Below are 18,800 nucleotides of genomic sequence, written 5' to 3'. Positions count from 1 at the left end.
CGCATCAAATCTTATAATATTCTGAAAAATCTTATAAAAAGCGAGAAACTATTTTGAACTCACAAGTGCTTAATAAACTCCTAAAAATAAGCTAGAGTTAAAGCATTTTTTGTCAATCAAATCTTTCCATTTCAATCATGTTTTTAAGAAGATGGACGTGTTACAATATAGAAAGAAATCATCAATAAAATAGTCGCAACTAATAAAGCAAACCACAAAGCAGGGTGAATTAGCACTAAAAACGATAAAAAGCCACCAAGCATACTTACCACTGCAAAAATTTTAATAAATGGTGGGATGGCTTTTCTTTCCTCCCATTGTTTAATAGGAGAACCGAAAATTCTGTGATTATGCAACCAATGATGAAAGCGCGGTGATGAACGAGCAAAACACCATGAAGCAACCAACAAAAAGGGTACTGTAGGCATAATAGGTAAAACGACGCCAATAAAACCCAATACAATCATTGCCCACCCTAATATAGAATAGAAAATACGTAAAGGACGGGATATCTTAAAATCTTTCTTCATTATTTATTTATCGCTGTTTTTTCTTATTCAGATATCATTATGCAAGATATTATTTACAAAATTTTAATACGTCATCACCTCTCCACACAATACATTAATTAATGCATTTGCGTGGATAGCAATCTATACAATATGATGATAATTTTAAAGTTTTCAAACAATAAAAATCAATTCTTTAGAGAATTCAAAACGAAAAGGCTGCATGATAAATCAATGCAGCCCTTTAATTACTAATGCAGTGTTGGGAGGAGTAATACTGCATTGATTAACTAGACATTAGGAGGAAAATGATCTAGCTTTTCTTTATGTAATGAAAACAAATTCTAGAAACAATATACAAAAATGCATAGCTGCTATGCATGAGCTCCATTAGATTTAAATTTCTTCAACTGTACTCTGAACAAAAAAATTTGATATAAAAACAGCAATAAAAATGAGTGTTAAAATCAATACAATTGTGGCAGCAGAATCAGAACCAATAAATAAGCTGAGATAAATTCCTAGAAAACTCGAACACACTGCAATAAATACAGCAATCAATAGCATAGAAAAAAAACGCTTAGTGATAAGATAAGCAATAGCGCCCGGTGCGATTAACAAAGAAATAACTAAAATAATTCCAACTGCCTGCAGAGCAGCAACAATTGTGAGAGAAATCATTGTTAAAAGAATATAATGAAGCACTGATATTTGTAATCCTATTGCACGTGCTTGAATCGAATCAAAAATGTACAACATAAAATCACGCCATTTTATACTCAAAACCATTACAACAATCATAGCAATTATTGCTGTTTGCGTAATATCAAGCCAATTAACACCTAAAAGATTACCGAATAAAATGTGATTTAAATCCAAATCACTATATATTGCTGTTGCCAAAACAAGTCCCAAACCAAACATGGACGAAAAAACAACACCCATAATCGTATCCTGTTTAATACGACTGTTATTCCCTAAGAAACCGGTTGCAATGGCACAAATCATACCTGCTAAAAAAGCACCACAAGCAATCAAAGTCATTGTAACATTAGCAGCACGCACATCATGAAACCAAAGAAACGGTATAGAAGATAAAAATGTCATCGCCCATGGGGTCGCCATATAACCAATAACTACCCCAGGAAAAACCGCGTGAGAAATTGCATCTCCTAAAAGGGCCCATCCTTTTAAAATAAGAAAACAAGAAAGCATAGCCATTGGAACAGCCAGAACAATGGTAATGATCATACCTTTAATCATAAAAGAAAACTGAAAAGGAAGCAGCAATTGATGAATCATATATCGCTACACCTTTTTGCTGTTCTCACACGTAAGCGTGCAGCAATGTAACCGTGTTTAGGAGCAAAAGTAAAGGCTACCATAAATAAAAATGTTTGAAAAAGCACAACAACACCACCGGTTTGCGCGTTTAGAAAATAACTCATATAAACACCCAAGATACTTGTAAGGGTTCCAATCATAACTGCAATGATCAAAAGATTTACAAAACGATCAGTTAAAAGATAAGCAGTTGCCCCCGGTGTAATCACAAGACAAATAACTAAAAAAGCTCCTACTGTCTGCATAGCCGCAACAGTACAAGCAGCAAGAAGTGTAAAAAAGAGAATTTTTAATAACGTGATATTTAATCCAATAGCGTGTGCATGACTCTCATCAAATAAAAAGACCAATAAGTCTTTCCATTTTATACACAATATAAAAAGGGAAAAGAATCCAATACAAGCCAACTGCATAATATCTGATGAACTAACTGCTAAAATATTTCCAAGAACAATCGTATCAATATTAACAGACATTGGTCTTAGTGATTTCAGAAATAATCCAAACGCAAAAAAGGAAGAAAAAATTAAACCAATAATTGTATCTTCTTTTAGTTTTGTTCTGTAATTTAAAAATAACATTGCTGCAGCAGCAAGCCCGCCAGAAAAAAAAGCTCCAAAAGAAAAAGGTAGTCCTAAAAGATAAGCCCCAGCAACTCCAGGTACAATCGAATGGGAAAGCGCATCACCAATCAATGACCAACCTTTTAACATTAAAAAAGCAGAAAGAAAGGCACAAACACAGCCAACTAACCCTGAAACCCACATTGCATTAATCATATATTGATAAGTAAAAGGCTCAAGCAACCAAGCAATCATAAAATATGCTCCAGTTTTTGATTGCAATCATGAAATAAAAACTTATCATCATTTGTGGTAACATTATTTTTTTGTGCATTTTGAAAACCAACATAATGATGACGTAGAGCACCATCAAAAATTTGTTCAAGATTTTTTTGTGTAAAAACCACTTCTGTTAACCCAGAAGCTACAACCGTCCCCTTGATTAAAATCGTACGATCACAAAATTCAGCAACGGAATCTAAATTGTGAGTAGAGACTAATATGATAGCACCTTCTTTACGCAGATCTTTTAACAAAGCAATAATTTTATCCTCTGTTTTGACATCAACTCCTGTAAAAGGCTCATCTAGTAAAATAGCTTTTGCTTTCTGGGCAAGAGCACGTGCCAAAAAAACGCGTTTTTTTTGTCCGCCAGACAGTTCACCAATCTGACGTTTAGAAAATGGCAACATATCGACACGTTCTAAAGCAACACGAACAGCTTCATAATCTTGTGCTCGGGCATAGCGAAAGAAATTCATATGGCCATACCTTCCCATCAAAACAACATCTTCAACGAGAACAGGAAAATTCCAATCAACATCCTCACTCTGGGGAACATATGCAATAAGGTTTTGTTTCAAAGCCTTTTTAACTGATAAACCTAAAATGCTAATTTTTCCCTTTGAAGGTTTTACAAATCCCATAATAGCTTTAAATAATGTAGACTTCCCTGATCCATTAACCCCAATCAATGCGGAAATAGAACCCATAGGACTTTCAAAACTCACTTCTCGCAAAGCTGTATGTCCATTACGATAAGTCACAGATACATCTTGGGCAGATATTCCCGACTCAGTCATCGACCCTTTACCTCATCTGACAAAGCCTTAGTAATACGGGCACTCGTAACACGTAATAAATCAATATAAGTAGGAACCTCACCATCTTTATCACTCAATGAATCAACATAAAGTACCCCCCCATATTTAGCTCCTGTTTCTCTTGCCACCTGCTTAGCAGGTGCAGCGGAAACAGTGCTTTCAGAAAAAACAACTGGAATATGATATTTCCGAACCGCATCAATGACATTCTTAATCTGCTGCGGTGTCCCTTGCTGATCAGCATTAATGGGCCATAAATAGAGTTCTTTCAAACCGAAATCACGAGCTAAATAACTAAATGCACCTTCACTTGTTACAAGCCAACGTCTGTCTTCTGGTATTGTTTGCAACTCAGCTTTAATTGGATCAATGCTCAAACGAATCTTTTGTTTATAAACTTCAGCATTTTTATTATAAACAGCAGCATGCTCAGGATCATATTTTACAAAAGCATCACGAATATTATCAACATAAATCAGAGCGGAGACTGGTGACATCCACGCATGGGGATTTGGTTTACCACTAAAAGGCCCATCTCCAATTTTAATAGTCACAATACCTTCTGAAACGACTACACTTGGAACATCCTTGACATTTTGAAAAAACTTCTCAAACCAAAGCTCTAATTCCAAACCATTCCATAAGATAAGGTTAGCTCCTTGAGCACGCATAAGATCGCGTGGTGTAGGCTGATATTCATGAATTTCAGCACCTGGTTTAGTAATTGATTCAACATCGGCAACATCACCTGCAACATTACGAGCCATATCAGCAATTATAGTGAAAGTTGTAACAGCTTTAAATTTACCAGCACTTAAAACTATACCGGGAGTTAAAAGAATTATACCCAAAAAACATGCGATAAAAAACGCCTTCAGTTGCATTGATTTTCTTTCTATTGCTAATGATTTGCATTACCATATCACAGATAACAGTTAATTTCTAATTTTGCAATAATTTTAAAATAATGCCTTTTCCAGATATCTTTAAGATTAAGGAACATTTAAATATTTTTTTCATATCCAAAAAAGTAAAAACCGTTTCTGTAAAATAAAATAATTAACAACGCAAATATGCACCAGTTATTTTAGTAACATTCTCAATTATTTTTAAAGACAGTTTTTCAAGATCTTTATCAGTTAAAGTACGTTCAATAGGCTGAATAGTAACTTCAACTGCAACAGATTTCCTATCTCGACCAAAACTTGGATCTTCAAAAAGATCAAAAACCTGTACTGAATGAATAAGTTTTTTATCCGCTCCACTCGCAGCACGAACAATAAGAGAGGATGCAATTTCTTTATCAACAACAAACGCAAAATCGCGTCGCACCATTTGAAAAGGTGACAAACTTAAAGGAGGACGAATTTTAGTGACCTTTTTTTTGGGTCCGGGAATTTGATTAAGGAAAATTTCAAAACCGCATATAGGACCACTTACATCTAACTTTTCCAGAGTACTAGGATGAAAAATACCAAAAAAACCAAGAATAACCTTCGATCCAAGTTTGATAACACCTGAACAACCAGGATGATACCAATCAGGTGCTCCAACCTCAATTTGCACTTTACTGCTATCCATACCACATGCTTCCAAAACAGCTAATGCATCCGCTTTAGCATCAAAAACATCAACTGCCTTTGCATTGCCAGTCCAAAAGCGTCCAGCTCCTTCAAATTTCTCCGTACCACAACGAATACCACTAGCAACATTCTGTTGCTTATCAGGTGTGTCACCTTCATAAATGTTTGAAACTTCAAATAAAGCAAAATCTGAAAAACCACGATCAATATTTCGCTGTGCAGCAACAAGTAAACCAGGTAAAAGAGAAGGACGCATTACTGACATATCAGAAGCAATAGGATTCACTAATTTAAGCTGTGCTTGACCGCCTCCAAAAGCTAATGCTTGATTTTCAGAAATAAATGACCAAGTTATAGCTTCCATCATACCTCGATACGCTAAAATCCGACGCGTAATGTGTGAGTAAATCTGCAAAAACTTTAAAGTTTGCTGTTTAACTTCAGCAATTTTTTTCAACGGTATAGGCTGAATTTTATCTAATCCATAAATTCGCATGATTTCTTCTACTAAATCAGCGGTACCAAAAACATCAAGACGCCAGGTTGGTACTTTAACCGTAACCACATTCCCTTTTTCTTCAAGGCCAAATCCAAGGTGTGTCAAAATAATAAAAACTTCCTCTCGTTCTATCTCTAAATTGGTTAAACGTTTAAGTTCAGAAAACGGAAAAACGATCTCTTTGATTTCTGGTTTTTGATACCCAATAACTTGTGTCATTGATGCTTCACCACCACAAAGACGCAAAACTAATTCTATGGCAATCTTAAGACCCAATTCCATAAAAGCCGGATCAACACCTCGCTCAAACCTGTAACGCGCATCACTAATAAGCCCTAATGAACGACCCGTTTGCGCAATATTCCTTGAATCCCAAAGCGCTGATTCAATAATGACACGACACGTCTTTTCATCACAGCCTGTTCTCTCACCACCGATAATACCGGCAATAGCAATAACGCCCTCTTCATCTGCAATAACACAATTTTCAACGCCTAAATTGTAAACTTTACCATTCAATGCCTGAAATTGTTCACCCTCACGACCAAGACGTACACTCAATTTCCCTTTAAGCTTATCCGCATCAAAAACATGAAGGGGACGACCAAGATCAAAACAGATATAATTTGTTACATCAACCAACGCATTCACTGATCGCAAACCAATTGCATTCAAACGCTGTTGCATCCATTGCGGCGATGTACAATTTTGTACATTGCGAATTTCACACCAAGAAAAACCTAAGCATAATGATGAGTCCTGCGGATAATCCAAAGAAACTTTGACTAAAGTTTCAAAAGAAGAAGACAATTGTGGTAAAGATAATTCTTTTAATCTCCCCATTCCAGCTGCAGCCAAATCACGAGCAATCCCTCTAACACTTGTACAATCAGAACGATTAGGAGTTAAACCAATATTAATAACGGGATCATCTAATCCTGCATAAGTTACAAACGACATTCCAATGGGTGCACTTTCTGAAAGTTCAATAATCCCGCAATCCTCATCTGATAGGCCAAGTTCTGCTTGTGAGCACATCATACCAAAACTTTCAACACCACGAATTTTTCCTACAGATAACGTCACATCAAGTCCCGGAACATAAGTCCCTGGCAACGCAAGAACACCAACAAGCCCAGGACGTGCATTTGATGCACCACATACAACTTGGATAGGCGCGCCAGACCCTATATCTACTGACAAAATCTGTAATTTATCCGCATCAGGATGTTTAATAGCAGTTAAAATCTTTGCAATTAAAAAACTTGTTAAACAAGAACGGTCTTCGACATGATCGACCTCAAGACCAATAGATGTCAGTTTATCACAAATTTCATCCAAAGACGCATTTGTCTCTAAGTGATCCTTCAACCAGGATAATGTAAATTTCATTTTTAAACCTCACATGACAACTGTATAAGATCACAAATTTTTCAAACCAGAAAATAAAAGAGATATGTCAAAACAGCGAAAACCATAATGATTTAACCAACGAACATCAGCATCAAAAAAAGCTCGTAAATCAGGCATACCATATTTTAACATAGCAATACGATCAATGCCCATTCCCCATGCAAAGCCTTGATATTCAGTCGGATCAAAACCAGCATTCTTCAAAACATGAGGATGCACCATTCCACATCCTAAAATTTCCAACCAATCACGACCTTCACCAAATTTGACTTCTAAACCAGAACGATCACATTGAATATCCACTTCCATAGAAGGCTCAGTAAAAGGAAAGAAAGAGGGACGAAAACGCATCTTTACCGAAGGTACTTCAAAAAAAGATTTACAAAAAGTTTCATGAAGCCACATCATATGTGCAATGTTAGAAACTTTATCAATCACTAATCCTTCCACCTGATGAAACATTGGTGAATGAGTTGCATCAGAATCCATACGATAAGTTTTTCCAGGAATAATGATACGTATCGGAGCTTGTTCTTTTTCCATTACACGAATTTGCACCGGTGATGTATGCGTACGCAATAATTTCCGATTTCCCATTTCGTCAATACCAAAAAAGAAAGTATCATGCATTTCTCGTGCTGGATGACCTTCAGGAAAATTTAATGCGGTAAAATTATAATAATCTGTTTCAATATCTGGCCCTTCTGCAATAGAAAAACCCATATCCGTATAAATGGTTATGATTTCATCAATCACCTGCGAGATAGGATGAATACGACCCCGCTCTATAGGTGATGAGCGAACAGGTAAAGTCACATCAACGGTTTCATTAGAAAGGCGTATAGCCATTGCTTGATGCTTAAGAGCATCACGCTTTTGCATCCATAACTTTAGAACCCGCTTTTTTAATCCATTAAGTGCCGGGCCTACTTTATGCCGTTCATCAGCAGTCATCTTGCCTAATGCCTTTAATTTTTCAGAAATGCTTCCCTTTTTCCCTAAGGCCCCAATACGCACTGCTTCAAGTGCTTGTTCATCATTTGCCGCTTCTAAAGCAAAACAAATTTCTTGTTCCAAATGCTCAATATCGTTCATAATTTCTGCCTATTTTTTCAATAAAAAAACCGCACCAGTAAAAACCAGGGCGGAATCCCGAATAAATGAATGCCTAAAGAGAACGCAGCTGGCTACTTGACAGCGCTTTCAAAAGCATTAGGTGTTGTGTTTTTCAAATATTCTAAAGCTTTCTTTGCGGAAGCCACCAAAGCATTAAATATTGTTGGCTCATTAATAGCTATATCAGAAAGAATCTTACGATCAATCTTAATACCAGCCTTTGATAGACCATCAATAAAACGCCCATAAGTCAAACCTTCCACGCGAACAGCAGCATTGATTCTTTGTATCCACAAAGCACGAAAAGTGCGTTTTCTATTCTTACGATCACGATAAGCATATTGCTTTGAACGATCAACTGCTGTTTTAGCTGCACGAATGGTATTTTTACGACGACCATAAAAACCCTCAGCCTGTTTTAGAATTTTCTTGTGCTTAGCATGAGCTGTAACACCTCTTTTTACACGTGCCATGGATAATCTCCTACAAAATCAAAAGTGCAATTCTTAAAGGCCATTTGGTAAATAACACTGAATAACTTTTTTAGCATCTTGTTCAGCTAATACCATCATTCCACGCGCATCACGAATAAACTTATTAGAACGTTTAATCATGCCATGTCGTTTACCTGCAGCAGCAGCTTTAACTTTACCTGTCGCAGTAACTTTAAATCGCTTTTTAGCGGATGATTTTGTTTTCATTTTGGGCATTTCGTTACTCCATACGTTATACGTTTTAATTCGATAAAGCTGATTAAAGCTCGAGTAAACATTTGAACAGCCACGGCATGCCCTGCCGGACAGTTCTGATTTCAGTTTCATAAGCCAGTATGCATAAAATAGCAAGTCCGTGTTAAAAAAAAACTGGAGCCCCATTCCCTTTAACTTCAACTAAAGGCGCTGGAATCGCATTCGTTTTAATTGCTGCTTTGCAGAGATCTGAAATGATACACTGTGTGCATTCTACTTTACGTGCTTTGCAAATATAACGTCCATGTAAAATGAGCCAATGATGTGCATGCTGTAGATAACAATCCGGAATAATTTTTACTAATTTTTCTTCGACCTCTTCCGGTGTTTTTCCCGATGCCAAACCAAGACGATTTCCAAGACGCAAAATATGCGTATCCACTGCCATAGTAGGTTGTCCAAAAGCAATGTTCAAAACAACATTAGCAGTTTTACGTCCTACACCAGGGAGCGTCATAAGTGCTTCACGACTATCAGGAACTTGACCATCATATTGATCAATCAAACGACAACAAAGCTCATAAATATTCTGGGCTTTTGCACGCCAAAGACCAATCGCACGGATATGATGTGCAATTCCCTCCTTTCCTAAAGTAATCATTTTTTCTGGTCGATCAGCAAGGCAAAATAATTTTTTTGTAACTTTGTTAACGCTAGCATCCGTAGTCTGAGCAGAGAGAACAACCGCGACCAAAAGAGTGAAAACATTAGTATAACTAAGATCACTTTTAGGTGTAGGACGTTGAATGGAAAAACGACGAAATATTTCTGCAATTTCGTCCACTCCATAAACTGTATCGGTATCTTTATACACCTTTAATTTTAATGATTTGATCGCTTTTTCAGTCATTGCACTCTATTTGATCTTATTTTTTGAAGTTTTTGTTTAATTTTGCTAAATAGCTGCTTTGCAGAACTACCACAATGGTGTTATATAATTATATTTATTTCTTCTAAAATTTGAAATATTCGTCAAATTGATGATGCTCCCTATTATTGGTAATGTTGGTCGTTTTTATCAAAACGGTTAGGGAATAAAAATTCCATGCATGTTTTTTATTAAATTTAAGATCAATGATCTCAAAAACTAATCATTCATTAAAGCATAAAAAGAGTTCAAAATATTAGTATTTATATTACAGTGTAGTCTTTCGACCAATTTCAATATATCTTCTTCTTGTTAAGAGTAATCGATATCACAAATGCTGAGTTGAAAAATTGTCTTTTATCCATTAATCTTTAACAATCACAATTAAAATCAAGACCAGTAGTAAAAAGTAATAGAAGGTAATGCATAAAGGATCAATACAATGAAAGAGTGTAAACAAATCTTACAGTTACAAGATACGGTCTTTCCTGATGCACGACAAATCGCTTATTTAAAAGAAGTTTGTACAGATGATCTAGCTAAAAACTTTCCAGATCTTCCACCTATGATCCCAGGAATTACAATATGGGCTCTTTTCGGAGAAACAGGACACCCAATTATTTTATCCGATGAACGTTCTATCGCCCTCGCGGGTGCTAATGAGCATGAACTAAAAATTGTAACACTTCAATAAATCAACCGATTCAAAATTTCTGAATCATTCCTAAGCAACATGCCAAAATTCGATAAGACGTAGTGTGTGTTTATATCAGTAAACACAGCAAAAGAGATAATTATTCTAAAACTTAGAAATAGAGATTAGAAGCAATTCATATCTATTCCCAGCATTCATTCAATAACAGCTACCCATTTCAGCAATCATTAATATTACACTATTTTGATAAAAGAATTTCATGGCTTTTTCTAGCGCCGCCCACATGCTTTTAATTGCTGATCATAAAGTTTAGATAGCTCTTCTACACGTTGCGCTGTCTTAGCAATAGCAGCAGACGAAGGGCCTTTGTTCCGCGCATAAGCACCATGCCCCATATGATAATTTAAATAGAGATTATATGCATCATTGGGGCTAATACCATTACGTCGAACACTTTGGCGATGATACCAAGCAATAAAATCTACTGTATCTGCAAAGCTGGTACGCCACGCAAAAACTTTTCCTGTAGAACGGATATAATTATTCCATGTACTCTCAAGTGCTTGAGAATAACCGTAAGCCGTCGAACGACGTTTCCATGGAATAAAACCGAAAAGTTTTTTACGTGGAGGGCTTGCGTTATGACGAAAACTTGATTCTACACGAATAGTTGCAAGAATAATAGGCATAGGAATTCCATGCAGTAACTCTGCGTTTTTAGAAGCCTTTCTCCAATTATTAAAAAAACTGTCTTTTTGAGCTAAAATAGCACAAGCGTTGTTAATATGTATAGGAGGTTTTGTAGCACAACTTCCTAATATAAGCACACATCCGCCTAACAAAAAAAAGTGCCGTATCACCTGTTTTCCCTGAACCTAAAATTAAATGGAATATCATTAGAAAACTCTTACTAAATTTACAAATAAAAAAAATCAATATGGTATTTTGATATTCTTCTTTTACTCCTTATCATCTAAATGCAAAGTTTTTGATTGAGGTTGAGTATTTGTTGTTATCGGCTTCGATATAGAATCATTTTCTTGTAATTCTAAAGATTCAATGCGATTAACCCGTTTCATAATTTTAGATGACGATGCCAAAATTGCTTCGATATCTTCACCCATTTTGTAAAAATGTTTCTGTAAAGCGCGAACACGTATATCCATTCGTTCAAAATCTTCCATTAATTTTATCACTTCTGATTGGATTAAATGCGCTTGTTCACGCATCCTTGCATCTTTCATAATAGTTTGCACAACTTGAATAGATAACATTAATAAAGAAGGTGATACAATAATCACATGTGCTCGATTGGCCTTTTGCACTAATGACTCAAAATTCTCATAGATTGTTGCAAAAATAGATTCCGATGGCACAAAGAGAAAAGCTGTATCATGTGTTTCTCCAGGAATTAAATATTTTTGCTTAATATCACGAATATGAACATCCATATCATTGCGAAATTGGCGTTCAGCTTCCTGACGTTCTTGAGATGATGATGCCTCACGCATTGCATTCCAAGCTTCTAAAGGAAATTTAGCATCAACAACAAGAGCTGGTGCCTTATTAGGCATATGAATAAGACAATCAGGTCGTTTTCCATTTGAAAGAATCGCTTGGAAAACATAAGCACTAGATGGTAAAGCATCAGCAATAATTGCTTCCATTCGTCCCTGACCAAAAGCACCTCGTGTCTGTTTATTATTTAAAATAGCTTGTAATTGAACAACCTGTCCAGTGAGCGACTTAATATTATTTTGTGCTGCATCTATCACTGCCAAACGCTCTTGTAAACGAGTCAAATTTTCATAAGTAGACCTAGTTTGTACCTGAAGAGTTTGATCTAAACTGGTTCTCATTCCATTGAGTTGCTCGCAAATAGATTGATTCAATTCAAACTGCCTTTGACCAAAAATCTCTGCCATTGTTTGCATACGCCCTTGCATTTCAATTTGTGTTTGCAGCAACGTAGCCATCTGCATTTGTGCTTCGCGAGAACGTTCAGCCACTTCACGTTCCCAACGTTCCCAAATGGCTTTTTTCCGGTTATTACGCATAATGATTAAAAGCACTACACCAATTAGAACAAAAAAAATCACCAGTTGACTAAAATGCCACCCAAAGGGCATTATTAAGAAAAGCGAATCAAACATAAAAGCAAATATAGCGGTTTTGTCGCAAAAAAATACATCCACTTATTCAATGCTTATCTGTAATAAATTCAACGTTAATTTATAAAATCATTTTTATTATATTTACTATGCCAATAAAGCCTTTAGTTATTTTACCTGATCCTATTTTACGTGAAGTTTCAAAACCAGTTGAGCATATTGATTCAATTATTCAAAAATTAGCTGATGATATGCTAGAAACTATGTATAATGCCCAAGGTATTGGACTTGCGGCGGTTCAGGTTGGTGTGCCATTGCGGATGTTAGTTTTAGATATCTCCTCAAAAGATGCCCCTAAAAATCCTCTTGTTGTTATTAATCCAGAAATTTTATGGATATCAAATGAGCGTAATATTTACCGAGAAGGTTGTCTTTCTATTCCTGAATATTACGCAGAAGTTGAACGTCCCAAATACCTCCGTATTTGCTATAGAGATCGTGAAGGAAAACAGGCAGAGATTGAGGCAGATGATCTTTTGGCTACTTGCTTGCAACATGAAATTGATCACTTGAATGGTTGTCTTTTTATTGACCACATTTCAAAAATCAAACGTGATATGGTAATACGAAAATTTAAAAAACGTGCAAAAAAGCAAAATGCATAGAAAGCAGTTTTATAATGGCATTACGATTAAGCTTTATGGGAACACCGAGTTTTTCTGTACCCATTTTGTACGCTTTATTAGAAGCAGGTCATAACATCGTAGCAGTTTATAGCCAACCTCCTCGTCCAGCAGGGCGGCGTGGTCTCAAATTGTCTCCTTCTCCTGTTCAAATTGCAGCAAAAGAGAAATCGATTCCCGTTTTCACTCCTCAAACTCTCAAAACAACTAAAGAGCAAATCCAATTTGCAGAACTTTCTGTTGATGTCGCTGTTGTTGTTGCTTATGGGTTATTGTTGCCCAAACCTATTCTTGAATCACCACGCTTTGGTTGTTTCAATGCTCACGCTTCACTGTTGCCGCGCTGGCGTGGTGCCGCACCTATTCAACGTGCAATTATGGCTGGTGACAAAGAAACAGGGATGATGATTATGAAAATGGATGAAGGTTTAGACACAGGACCTATTGCTTTATCCCGTTCAATTGCTATCACTGATAACATGACAGCTTATGAACTTTCAGATAAGCTATCACATATAGGAGCAAAACTCATCGTAGAAGCTTTATCAGCTCTTGAAAAAGGTCAACTTAAATTTACTCCACAATCGTCAGAAGGAGTGACCTATGCTGCTAAAATCAAAAAAGAAGAAACTCAAATTGATTGGACTAAATCTGCCAAATTCATTCATAAGCACATTTGCGCTCTTTCTCCGGTTCCTGGTTGTTGGTGCATCATGAATATCAATGGTAAACACGAACGGGTGAAAATTCTTGGAAGCCGCTTAATAGAAAAGCATTCTCTCGAAATTGGACGGATAGAATCAGAGCAATTGATTATTCATTGTGGACAAGGATGTATAGAAATAACTCATCTCCAGAGATCCGGTGGCAAACTTCTTGATCGCGCAACATTTTTGCGAGGAGCCAATATTTCTGCAGTTTTTTAATATGGCACGTTTTAAACTTACTCTTGAATATGATGGCTCAAATTATGCTGGCTGGCAACGTCAAGCGAATCTCCGTACGATACAAGGTTCCATTGAGCAAGCTATTTTTCACTTTAGCGGACAAAAACTAACCATCACAACAGCTGGAAGAACCGATGCTGGAGTCCATGCTACAGGACAAGTTGCTCATATTGATTTTGAGAAAAATTGGAATACGCATACTGTACGTGATGCTCTCAATGCACATTTGCAGAAACAAGGAGAAGATATTTCTATTCTAAATGTCCAGAATGTTCCCGATAACTTTGATGCACGATTTTGTGCGACTAAACGCCACTATCTTTTTAAAATTCTCAATCGTCGCTCACCACCAGTTCTCAATGCCAAGCGCGTTTGGTGGTTACCAAAACCACTAGACGCTGATGCTATGCATAAAGCAGCTCAAAGACTTGTCGGACAGCATGATTTTACCACTTTCCGATCAGCTCACTGCCAAGCCAAAAGTCCTATCCGTACTCTTGAACGCTTAGATATCCAAAGAAAAGGAGAAGAAATTTTCCTTTATGCACAAGCTCGTTCTTTTCTTCACCATCAGATTCGTTCATTTGCAGGAAGTCTGATGGAAGTCGGTATTGGACGCTGGACAGCTGAAGATCTCGAAGCAGCTCTTCATGCTAAAAATCGCGCTCGTTGTGGTGTAGTTGCACCTCCCTCAGGCCTTTATTTGATAAAAGTTGACTATTAATCGCTCCATTAAAATTGTTTCCATAAAATAGTATTAATAAACAGGAACATTATAAAAAAAATCTAAACATTTTCATTAATCAAGATCAGTTATCGAATTGAGAAACCACCACATTATGATATGATTAAGAGAGTATTAATACGTTCTTGATATTTTTTCTTTAGCTTTTTAAGTCACACCAACATTCTGAAACCGTTTGTACAGTTGCTGTAGTTTTAATGTGATTAGAATATTTAAATATTTTAAAGACTTTTGTTGTGTTATTTTAGTCAATAGAGAATTCACACTTTTTAAATTAAAACTAAAATTTTTTTAGTAGCACTTTTTATTTATCTTTTTAAAAGATTTTTGAAAGTCTGTATTGGTCTTTGCGTTTTGTATTATTCTTTGCTAAATCGCCTTGTATGATAATAGATCGCAATTATATTCGTAATTTCTCCATTGTAGCTCATATCGACCATGGAAAGTCCACTTTGGCTGATCGTTTAATCCAAATGACAGGTGGTCTCGAAACACGGGAAATGAAAGAGCAAGTGCTTGATTCTATGGATATTGAGCGCGAACGTGGAATCACTATTAAAGCTCAAACGGTGCGTCTACGCTATAAAGCAAAAAATGGTGAAACTTATATCTTAAATCTTATTGATACACCTGGCCATGTTGATTTTGCTTACGAGGTATCGCGTTCATTGGCAGCTTGTGAAGGATCACTCTTAGTGGTAGACGCTAGTCAAGGAGTAGAAGCACAAACATTAGCGAATGTTTACCAAGCTATTGATAATTCTCATGAATTAGTTGTGGTACTTAATAAAGTAGATCTTCCAGCTGCAGAACCTGAGCGTGTGAAAGAGCAAATTGAAGATGTAATCGGTATTGATACATCTAAAGCCGTGGAAATATCAGCGAAAACAGGCTTTGGTATTGCTGACGTTTTGGAAGAAATTATTACGCAATTACCACCTCCACATACTGGCAACGTTATAGACCCTTTAAAGGTGATGCTGGTTGATAGTTGGTACGATGCTTATCTTGGTGTTATCGTTCTAGTGCGTGTGATTGATGGTGTTTTGAAAAAAGGTCAAACCATTCGTATGATGGGTACAGGAGCCAAATATCCAGTTGAACGAGTTGGAGTGTTCACTCCAAAAATGGTTTCAGTTGATAAATTAGGCCCAGGGGAAATTGGCTTCATAACTGCTTCTATTAAAGAAGTTGCTGATACACGAATAGGGGATACTATTACTGAAGATCGCCGGCCTTGTAAAAAAGCCTTGCCTGGTTTTAAACCTGCTCAACCAGTTGTTTTTTGTGGTATTTTTCCAGTTGATGCAGCCGATTTTGAAAATTTACGCGCAGCTATGGGCAAATTACGTTTAAATGACGCTAGCTTTTCTTTTGAGATGGAAACATCAGCTGCTTTAGGCTTTGGCTTTCGTTGTGGCTTTTTAGGACTTCTTCATCTTGAAATTATTCAAGAAAGGCTAGAACGCGAATTTAATTTAGATTTAATTGCGACCGCACCTTCTGTTATTTACCGCATGAATATGAATGATGGTTCTGTTAAGGAATTACATAATCCAGCCGATATGCCTGATGTTGTTAAAGTTGTTTCTATTGAAGAACCGTGGATTCGGGCAACAATTATGACACCCAATAATTATCTCGGAGCTATTTTAGAACTTTGTCAAGAACGGCGTGGGTTACAAACTGGTTTATCCTATGTTGGTACGCGAGCTATGGTAATGTATGATTTACCTTTGAATGAGGTGATTTTTGATTTTTATGATCGTTTGAAATCCATCTCAAAAGGATATGCTTCTTTTGATTATCAAGTAACTGATTATTCTGAAGGCGATTTGGTTAAAATGTCTATTTTGGTCAACGGAGAGTCTATTGACGCATTATCGATGCTTGTGCACCGTAGCATAGCGGAAAAGCGTGGGCGTTCTATGTGTGAAAAACTTAAAGATCTTATTCCTCAACATATGTTTCAGATCCCAATTCAAGCAGCAATTGGTGGTAAAATTATTGCTCGTGAAACAATTCGTGCTTTACGAAAAGATGTAACAGCTAAGTGTTATGGTGGTGATATTACCCGTAAACGTAAACTGCTGGAAAAGCAAAAAGCAGGTAAAAAACGGATGCGTCAATTTGGAAAAGTAGAAATTCCCCAATCAGCCTTTATTCAAGCACTTAAAATGAGTAAATAACTCTTTATTATTGATTTAATTATCAATCAATAATTCTTAGAAAATACTTTTTAATCACGCAATAAATCATTAATTGATGTTTTTTCTCGTGTTTTTTGGTCAACGCGTTTAACGATAACGGCGCAGTAAAGATTGGGACCTATTTCACCATTTGGTAGTGGTTTCCCACAGTACGAACCTGGAACAATAACTGAATAAGCAGGTACTTCACCGATAAAAACTTCACCTGTTATACGATCAATAATTTTAGTGGATTTTCCAATAAAAACTCCCATGCCTAAAACAGCACCTTCACGGATAATACAACCCTCAACAATTTCAGAGCGTGCACCAATAAAACAATGATCTTCAATAATTGTCGGACCTGCTTGCAATGGTTCTAAAACGCCCCCGATACCTACACCACCAGACAGATGAACATATCGACCAATTTGTGCACATGAACCAACAGACGCCCATGTGTCAATCATTGTCCCTTCACCCACATAGGCACCAATATTAACAAAAGAAGGCATTAATATCACATTAGGAGCAATATAAGCAGAATGACGTACAATTGCCCCCGGAACTAAGCGAAAATTTGCTTTTTTAAAATCAACTTCTCGCCAACCAGAAAATTTTGAAGGTATTTTATCCCACCAATGCGTTTCATTTGCACCACCAGAAATGATACACATAGAGTGAAGTCGAAAGGACAAAAGAACAGCTTTTTTTAACCATTGATGAACATGCCATTGACCATCATCTTGACGTTGAGCTACACGAATCTCACCTTTATCGAGAAGATTTAATATGTGCTCAACACTCTCGCGAATTTCACCCTTTGTAGCAGAATTGATAGAATCTCGATTATTAAAAGCTTTTTCAATAATTTCTTCAAGTTGTATGAGATTAGTCATTACCAAAGGTCCGTTTAGAAAATCAAAAGTACAAAAATTATTATTGATGATTTACGTGAAGAAATATACGCAGTCAATAAAATGGCTATAGGAAAAAATTATAGAGAATAGAAAAACACTAAAAAATTTCCACGTTTATACTTACATTATTTTGTACGTCTAAATATTTTGATTTTTTTTACTTCAGTCTGGAGTAATGAAAATAGGTAAGCTTAGTTTCTTGATATGCGTATATTTTCATACTGTTTTATCACATGAATAAATGCTTATAATTTAAATTTAAATAATCTGTATGTTAATTTTCTTCCAAATTCGTATCAATTATATATTGGCTCTCTTACATTTTAAACATCCGGAAAATGTTTAAAGCGATTTCATCTTCATTACAGAACACACAACTTAACTTAAACAAATTAAATCATTTTTATCAAAAACCTCATTGTTTCTATACCACATAAAAATTTTTATGAATCTCTGCTTTGCTCTCAAAAAGAGAATTTCAACAGTATTTGTTGCAAATTAAGCACATTTTGTAAAGAAAAACATTATTTTTTCGCTCTTAATATTGTCATTTTGATAAAATAACAATATCCATATCAGATTTTATGGTTTAAATTTTCTGTCTCTTAGGTAGAGGATTTTAAATAAAGGCTTTTGATAAAATGTTCGTGATCAAAGAGACTTAAAACTGTTAAGTCTTATGGTATTAGAGGTCTTTAACTTTTAGAGATAAGAGGATGTCAATATGTAACAATATTCTTTTTGAAGAGAGGTTAAATGACAAACAACATATCTAACAATATATCTAAGAATATCTATATATC

The 18,800-nt window shown here is 36.0% G+C and carries 18 protein-coding genes; 5 read left to right on the top strand and 13 right to left on the bottom strand.

What is annotated here, in order from left to right; genetic code table 11:
* Positions 1-143 precede the first annotated feature (143 nt).
* The 10 genes from T420_RS0100490 to nth form a co-directional block, all read right to left on the bottom strand.
* Entirely contained in the window at positions 144-530 is a 387-nt protein-coding gene (locus T420_RS0100490) for a YbaN family protein (RefSeq protein WP_026501049.1), read from the bottom strand.
* Between the two features lie 375 nt (positions 531-905).
* Positions 906-1,811: a metal ABC transporter permease gene (locus T420_RS0100485; RefSeq protein WP_013544454.1), complete on the bottom strand. Its 906-nt coding sequence runs from the start codon at positions 1,809-1,811 to the stop codon at positions 906-908.
* On the bottom strand, positions 1,808-2,671 hold the full coding sequence (locus tag T420_RS0100480) for a metal ABC transporter permease (RefSeq protein WP_013544453.1): 864 nt from the start codon (positions 2,669-2,671) through the stop codon (positions 1,808-1,810). The genes T420_RS0100485 and T420_RS0100480 overlap by 4 nt, the downstream gene beginning before the upstream one ends.
* Positions 2,668-3,498, bottom strand: coding sequence for a manganese/iron ABC transporter ATP-binding protein (locus T420_RS0100475; protein WP_013544452.1), 831 nt, complete (start codon positions 3,496-3,498; stop codon positions 2,668-2,670). Before T420_RS0100475 ends, T420_RS0100480 begins: the two co-directional genes overlap by 4 nt.
* Complete coding sequence (locus tag T420_RS0100470; protein WP_013544451.1) at positions 3,495-4,403, bottom strand: metal ABC transporter substrate-binding protein; 909 nt, start codon at positions 4,401-4,403, stop codon at positions 3,495-3,497. The genes T420_RS0100475 and T420_RS0100470 overlap by 4 nt, the downstream gene beginning before the upstream one ends.
* Positions 4,404-4,578: 175 nt before the next feature.
* Positions 4,579-6,993, bottom strand: coding sequence for a phenylalanine--tRNA ligase subunit beta (gene pheT / locus T420_RS0100465; RefSeq protein ID WP_013544450.1), 2,415 nt, complete (start codon positions 6,991-6,993; stop codon positions 4,579-4,581).
* A gap of 30 nt (positions 6,994-7,023) precedes the next feature.
* Positions 7,024-8,109, bottom strand: coding sequence for a phenylalanine--tRNA ligase subunit alpha (gene pheS / locus T420_RS0100460; protein ID WP_013544449.1), 1,086 nt, complete (start codon positions 8,107-8,109; stop codon positions 7,024-7,026).
* Between the two features lie 92 nt (positions 8,110-8,201).
* Positions 8,202-8,603, bottom strand: coding sequence for a 50S ribosomal protein L20 (gene rplT / locus T420_RS0100455; protein ID WP_013544448.1), 402 nt, complete (start codon positions 8,601-8,603; stop codon positions 8,202-8,204).
* Positions 8,604-8,636: 33 nt separating this feature from the next.
* Positions 8,637-8,840, bottom strand: coding sequence for a 50S ribosomal protein L35 (gene rpmI / locus T420_RS0100450; protein WP_013544447.1), 204 nt, complete (start codon positions 8,838-8,840; stop codon positions 8,637-8,639).
* 142 nt (positions 8,841-8,982) lie between these two features.
* Entirely contained in the window at positions 8,983-9,729 is a 747-nt protein-coding gene (gene nth / locus T420_RS0100445; RefSeq protein WP_013544446.1) for an endonuclease III, read from the bottom strand.
* Between the two features lie 460 nt (positions 9,730-10,189).
* On the opposite strand from nth, the gene T420_RS0100440 reads away from it, so the two are divergent.
* On the top strand, positions 10,190-10,441 hold the full coding sequence (locus T420_RS0100440; RefSeq protein ID WP_013544445.1) for a BQ00720 family protein: 252 nt from the start codon (positions 10,190-10,192) through the stop codon (positions 10,439-10,441).
* A 230-nt stretch (positions 10,442-10,671) separates the two neighbouring features.
* Here the strand turns inward: T420_RS0100440 and T420_RS0100435 are convergent, their stop codons facing one another.
* Both T420_RS0100435 and T420_RS0100430 read right to left on the bottom strand, forming a co-directional pair.
* The gene (locus tag T420_RS0100435) at positions 10,672-11,259 is read right to left on the bottom strand and encodes a transglycosylase SLT domain-containing protein (RefSeq protein ID WP_026501048.1); all 588 of its coding nucleotides are present in this window, start codon (positions 11,257-11,259) and stop codon (positions 10,672-10,674) included.
* 102 nt (positions 11,260-11,361) lie between these two features.
* Positions 11,362-12,555, bottom strand: a complete 1,194-nt coding sequence (locus T420_RS0100430) for a DNA recombination protein RmuC (RefSeq protein WP_026501047.1) — start codon at positions 12,553-12,555, stop codon at positions 11,362-11,364.
* Between the two features lie 107 nt (positions 12,556-12,662).
* On the opposite strand from T420_RS0100430, the gene def reads away from it, so the two are divergent.
* The 4 genes from def to lepA all read left to right on the top strand — a co-directional run bounded on the left by def (position 12,663) and on the right by lepA (position 17,077).
* Positions 12,663-13,178, top strand: a complete 516-nt coding sequence (def, locus tag T420_RS0100425; protein WP_013544442.1) for a peptide deformylase — start codon at positions 12,663-12,665, stop codon at positions 13,176-13,178.
* 14 nt (positions 13,179-13,192) lie between these two features.
* The gene (gene fmt / locus T420_RS0100420) at positions 13,193-14,122 is read left to right on the top strand and encodes a methionyl-tRNA formyltransferase (protein ID WP_013544441.1); all 930 of its coding nucleotides are present in this window, start codon (positions 13,193-13,195) and stop codon (positions 14,120-14,122) included.
* A 1-nt stretch (position 14,123) separates the two neighbouring features.
* Entirely contained in the window at positions 14,124-14,867 is a 744-nt protein-coding gene (gene truA / locus T420_RS0100415) for a tRNA pseudouridine(38-40) synthase TruA (protein WP_013544440.1), read from the top strand.
* A gap of 404 nt (positions 14,868-15,271) precedes the next feature.
* A complete protein-coding gene (gene lepA / locus T420_RS0100410) occupies positions 15,272-17,077 on the top strand; it encodes a translation elongation factor 4 (RefSeq protein WP_026501046.1) in 1,806 nt (601 codons plus the stop codon).
* Between the two features lie 50 nt (positions 17,078-17,127).
* Here lepA and dapD read toward each other — a convergent pair whose 3' ends face one another.
* Positions 17,128-17,976 carry a 2,3,4,5-tetrahydropyridine-2,6-dicarboxylate N-succinyltransferase gene (gene dapD, locus T420_RS0100405; protein WP_013544438.1) on the bottom strand — a complete coding sequence of 283 codons (849 nt, stop codon included), beginning with the start codon at positions 17,974-17,976 and terminating at the stop codon, positions 17,128-17,130.
* Between the last annotated feature and the right edge of the window lie 824 nt (positions 17,977-18,800).

Source organism: Bartonella clarridgeiae ATCC 51734 (assembly GCF_000518185.1).
Taxonomy (GTDB): domain Bacteria; phylum Pseudomonadota; class Alphaproteobacteria; order Rhizobiales; family Rhizobiaceae; genus Bartonella; species Bartonella clarridgeiae.
The sequence above is the reverse complement of the archived record's forward strand: the minus strand, read 5'-3'. Positions and strand labels throughout refer to the sequence as shown.

Bases quoted from the DNA above. Each gene is read 5' to 3' on its own strand.
- pheT (WP_013544450.1), bottom strand. From the start codon at position 6,993: ATGAAATTTACATTATCCTGGTTGAAGGATCACTTAGAGACAAATGCG.
- T420_RS0100440 (WP_013544445.1), top strand. From the start codon at position 10,190: ATGAAAGAGTGTAAACAAATCTTACAGTTACAAGATACGGTCTTTCCT.
- T420_RS0100490 (WP_026501049.1), bottom strand. From the start codon at position 530: ATGAAGAAAGATTTTAAGATATCCCGTCCTTTACGTATTTTCTATTCT.
- fmt (WP_013544441.1), top strand. From the start codon at position 13,193: ATGGCATTACGATTAAGCTTTATGGGAACACCGAGTTTTTCTGTACCC.
- pheS (WP_013544449.1), bottom strand. From the start codon at position 8,109: ATGAACGATATTGAGCATTTGGAACAAGAAATTTGTTTTGCTTTAGAA.
- dapD (WP_013544438.1), bottom strand. From the start codon at position 17,976: ATGACTAATCTCATACAACTTGAAGAAATTATTGAAAAAGCTTTTAAT.
- truA (WP_013544440.1), top strand. From the start codon at position 14,124: ATGGCACGTTTTAAACTTACTCTTGAATATGATGGCTCAAATTATGCT.
- T420_RS0100430 (WP_026501047.1), bottom strand. From the start codon at position 12,555: ATGTTTGATTCGCTTTTCTTAATAATGCCCTTTGGGTGGCATTTTAGT.
- T420_RS0100480 (WP_013544453.1), bottom strand. From the start codon at position 2,671: ATGATTGCTTGGTTGCTTGAGCCTTTTACTTATCAATATATGATTAAT.
- lepA (WP_026501046.1), top strand. From the start codon at position 15,272: ATGATAATAGATCGCAATTATATTCGTAATTTCTCCATTGTAGCTCAT.
- T420_RS0100475 (WP_013544452.1), bottom strand. From the start codon at position 3,498: ATGACTGAGTCGGGAATATCTGCCCAAGATGTATCTGTGACTTATCGT.
- nth (WP_013544446.1), bottom strand. From the start codon at position 9,729: ATGACTGAAAAAGCGATCAAATCATTAAAATTAAAGGTGTATAAAGAT.
- def (WP_013544442.1), top strand. From the start codon at position 12,663: ATGCCAATAAAGCCTTTAGTTATTTTACCTGATCCTATTTTACGTGAA.
- T420_RS0100470 (WP_013544451.1), bottom strand. From the start codon at position 4,403: ATGCAACTGAAGGCGTTTTTTATCGCATGTTTTTTGGGTATAATTCTT.
- T420_RS0100485 (WP_013544454.1), bottom strand. From the start codon at position 1,811: ATGATTCATCAATTGCTGCTTCCTTTTCAGTTTTCTTTTATGATTAAA.
- rpmI (WP_013544447.1), bottom strand. From the start codon at position 8,840: ATGCCCAAAATGAAAACAAAATCATCCGCTAAAAAGCGATTTAAAGTT.
- rplT (WP_013544448.1), bottom strand. From the start codon at position 8,603: ATGGCACGTGTAAAAAGAGGTGTTACAGCTCATGCTAAGCACAAGAAA.